4 protein-coding genes and 1 tRNA gene are annotated in these 2,961 nt (G+C 48.4%); 4 read left to right on the top strand and 1 reads right to left on the bottom strand.

From position 1 onward, the window contains the following. From WCO51_11760 to WCO51_11750, 3 genes are all read left to right on the top strand, one after another. The coding region (locus tag WCO51_11760) for a hypothetical protein (GenBank protein ID MEI6513930.1) at nucleotides 1–335 on the top strand (335 nt) is incomplete at its 5' end. Between the two features lie 189 nt (nucleotides 336–524). Then, on the top strand, nucleotides 525–2,093 hold the full coding sequence (locus tag WCO51_11755) for a bifunctional UDP-sugar hydrolase/5'-nucleotidase (GenBank protein MEI6513929.1): 1,569 nt from the start codon (nucleotides 525–527) through the stop codon (nucleotides 2,091–2,093). Nucleotides 2,094–2,122: 29 nt separating this feature from the next. Beyond that, a complete protein-coding gene (locus WCO51_11750; GenBank protein ID MEI6513928.1) occupies nucleotides 2,123–2,557 on the top strand; it encodes a hypothetical protein in 435 nt (144 codons plus the stop codon). Between the two features lie 8 nt (nucleotides 2,558–2,565). Here the strand turns inward: WCO51_11750 and WCO51_11745 are convergent. Further along, a tRNA-Ile gene (locus tag WCO51_11745) sits at nucleotides 2,566–2,637 on the bottom strand. Nucleotides 2,638–2,700: 63 nt separating this feature from the next. On the opposite strand from WCO51_11745, the gene WCO51_11740 reads away from it, so the two are divergent. Beyond that, nucleotides 2,701–2,961, top strand: a 261-nt coding sequence (locus WCO51_11740; protein MEI6513927.1) for a hypothetical protein, incomplete at its 3' end; no start/stop codon positions are given.

The raw sequence follows: 2,961 nt of genomic DNA, 5'->3' as shown, positions 1-2,961 counted from the left end.
GGAGCGGCTTTAACTGGAGTTGCGGCGGCGGTATGGGCGCCAGCGCCTACCTCGAGCGCAACTTCGGCTCCGTGTGGGTCGATGGGACATCTAAGACTGCTACGCCAATTGACGGCGCGACCGCAGTCGTCACCTCATGGGATGGCACAACCATCAGCCTAACGGTCGGCAACGCCCTGGCGAACCTAAAATCGCCCTACACCAAGTCAAGAGATATCACCATCAAGTTCGGCAAAATGCCGGAAGGGACTTACACCGTCATCATCAACGGCCAGCAACAAGCCGGCCTAACAACTGCAAAACTAGCCGAAGGCATAAAAGTCAGCCTTCCTTAAGATAGAGTATCTAATCCCGTGACCTCCTCCATTAACGGGAAGGGGGTCACGGGTTAGGTGATTCTGAAGCTTATGTTAACCCTGACCGCCCTTCGATTCAGGGGTTGACGTGCCTCCGCTAAAGCTACGGCATAATTGGATCTACGGGCTTTTGGCTGATAGCTAAATTATGTACAAGGAAAAGAGCACATGAAATTTTTTAATCGAACATTAACAATCTCGACTTTCCTGATACTTTCGATCGCCTTATGGGCGGCGCAGACGGTGTCGTTGACGGTTTTGCATACCAACGATACTCATGGGCACTTGATGCCGTTTAGCTATCCATCCTTCGCTATCGCTGGGTCCCCTGAGGCTGCGCTTAGCTCTCGTAGCGATATTGGTGGAATTGCGCGTCGGGCAACTCTTGCCAACCAAATCAAAAAGCAAGTGGCTAAAGCAGGGGGAACGGCTTGGTTGGTCGATGCCGGCGATTTCTGCGACGGCACTTCTTTTTCTATCGTCTATCATGGCGAAGCAGATGTGGCGGCAATGAACGCGGCAGGATATGACTTCGGTACGGTTGGCAACCACGAGTTCAATAATACTCTTCTCGAATTCGAAAAGGTGATAGGAATGGCGAAATATAAGATCGTGTGTGCAAATGCCATTCGTACTCGAGGGACAACTCAACTTATGACCCCCTATGTCATTCGCAAAGTGGGGAACATGAAAATCGGCATCTTCGGCTTGGTTACTTCCGGGGCTGCAAGTTATCCGGCTGCCGTTGAAGGGGTTACGATATCAGATGGAGTCGACACTGCCCGACGAGTGGTCAATATCCTCCGCCAAGAGGTCGATGTTGTCATGCTTATTTCCCATTCAGGTTCAGAGGTGGACAAGGTAATCGCCAAGAATGTTCCCGGTATCGATGTGATTGTCGGCGGTCATTCCCATACTCGCTTGCCCAAAGGGGAATTTGAGCAATGTGAAAACCCGCCGAACGATATTGACATCTGCGGCACTATCATCGTGCAGGCTTTCCAATGGGGAGGCGAGCTTGGACGGCTAGACCTCGTGTTCGAAGAACGAAACGGCTTCTGGCACGTCAAGAAGTATCAAGAGAAACTTCTTCCCATAACCTCGCGTATCGTCCCCGACCCCAAGGTAACTCAGGTTCTAAATAAATACTGGAAACCTATCTCCGCTAAGTATGGAGAAGTTCTAGGGAAAGCAACCGATGACTTCCAAACACGTGGAGGTGATAACGCCGAATATAACCTGGTTGCGGATGCGGTAAGGGAGACATTTGGGACTGATTTTGAAGTTGAAAACGAGGGAGGAGTGCGAGCTCCGTTGCCCAAAGGCAAGATCACTAAAGGTGACTTGGCGATGATGGATCCCTTCGATAATACGGTCATCACCTTTAGCATGAAAGGCTACCAAATCAAAACACTTATTCTTAAGACTCAACCCGCAGTCTCTGGTTTGCGTTACCGATTAATGAAAGGCCTAATCTCTGAAATCACAATTAATGGACAACCATTAGAAGACGAAAAGACCTACACCGGAGCCACCAATTCTTTCTTCGCCAAAAGCTTTCTGAACGCCTATCCTTTCACAGATACCGGTAAAGGGCGCTTAGACACATTGGTCAATTACGTCCGCAAAAAAGGAACAATCAGTCCTCGCTACGATGGTCGTCGAGTAATTACAACCAAACCAGCCGCCAGCGCAGTCCCAGCCTTCCCTATGCGCTGGGCGATGGCTGTCAATTAATGATTAGAGGTTAAACCGGTGGTGATTTAATGCGGGTTGAAGATCGGATAGTTCAGCAGATACCGATTGTGATGCGTGTGTTGGCGATTAGCGTTTGGTTTGGGGGGCTTATTGTTTTTAGAACACTCGTTCAGCCGAACGCTCTCCCAATCCTTGGCAATTCTTTGCGGATGTTTAACATGGTCGCCTTGTTCTGCGCTGGGCTTATGATTTTGTCTGAAATCCCAACACTTCGAACAAAAGAAATTGTCTCTTATGTTCGTCTGATTTTTGTTATTATTGCAGGCGGTATTATGCTGGATCTTCAATATGGGCTGGTCTTAAAGGATTCTTTAAGCCTAAACCACCGTTACTTGAACGAGGCGATGTATGCGGTTTATGCGCTTATACCTGTTTTGGCGCTTGCAGGTGTAGAGTCGGCGCCAAAAAGAAAAAGGGCATCAAGCAGACGCTCGATGCCTTGAAATTCGTATGGGCCCAACAGGACTCGAACCTGTAACCAAGCGATTATGAGCCGCTTGCTCTGCCATTGAGCTATGGGCCCCCATAACAGTCTAAATATAATACCCGACACTGCCCCTCTGTTTTAAGTATAATTCAAGGCAACATGAACTGTGCTGATATCTCACTCTTTAATAAAATTAATTTGGTTTGGATCAATCCTTTCTTTGACTGGCTAATGCCGACCCTTTCACAAGGCAATAAGTCCCCCTGGTTTTGGTTGCTAATTGCTCATTTGGTTGGGTTTCTGCTCTGGAAAGGGACTGCGCGGCATCGCTATTTTGTTTTATGTCTTGCCGTTGGGGTTGCACTATCGAATGAGCTATGCGATTTTCTAAAGCACAACATTCATTCTCCTCGACCTTGT

The sequence above is a fragment of the bacterium genome (assembly GCA_037131655.1).
Classification (GTDB): domain Bacteria; phylum Armatimonadota; class Fimbriimonadia; order Fimbriimonadales; family JBAXQP01; genus JBAXQP01.
This window is presented reverse-complemented; position numbering and strand designations above follow the sequence as displayed.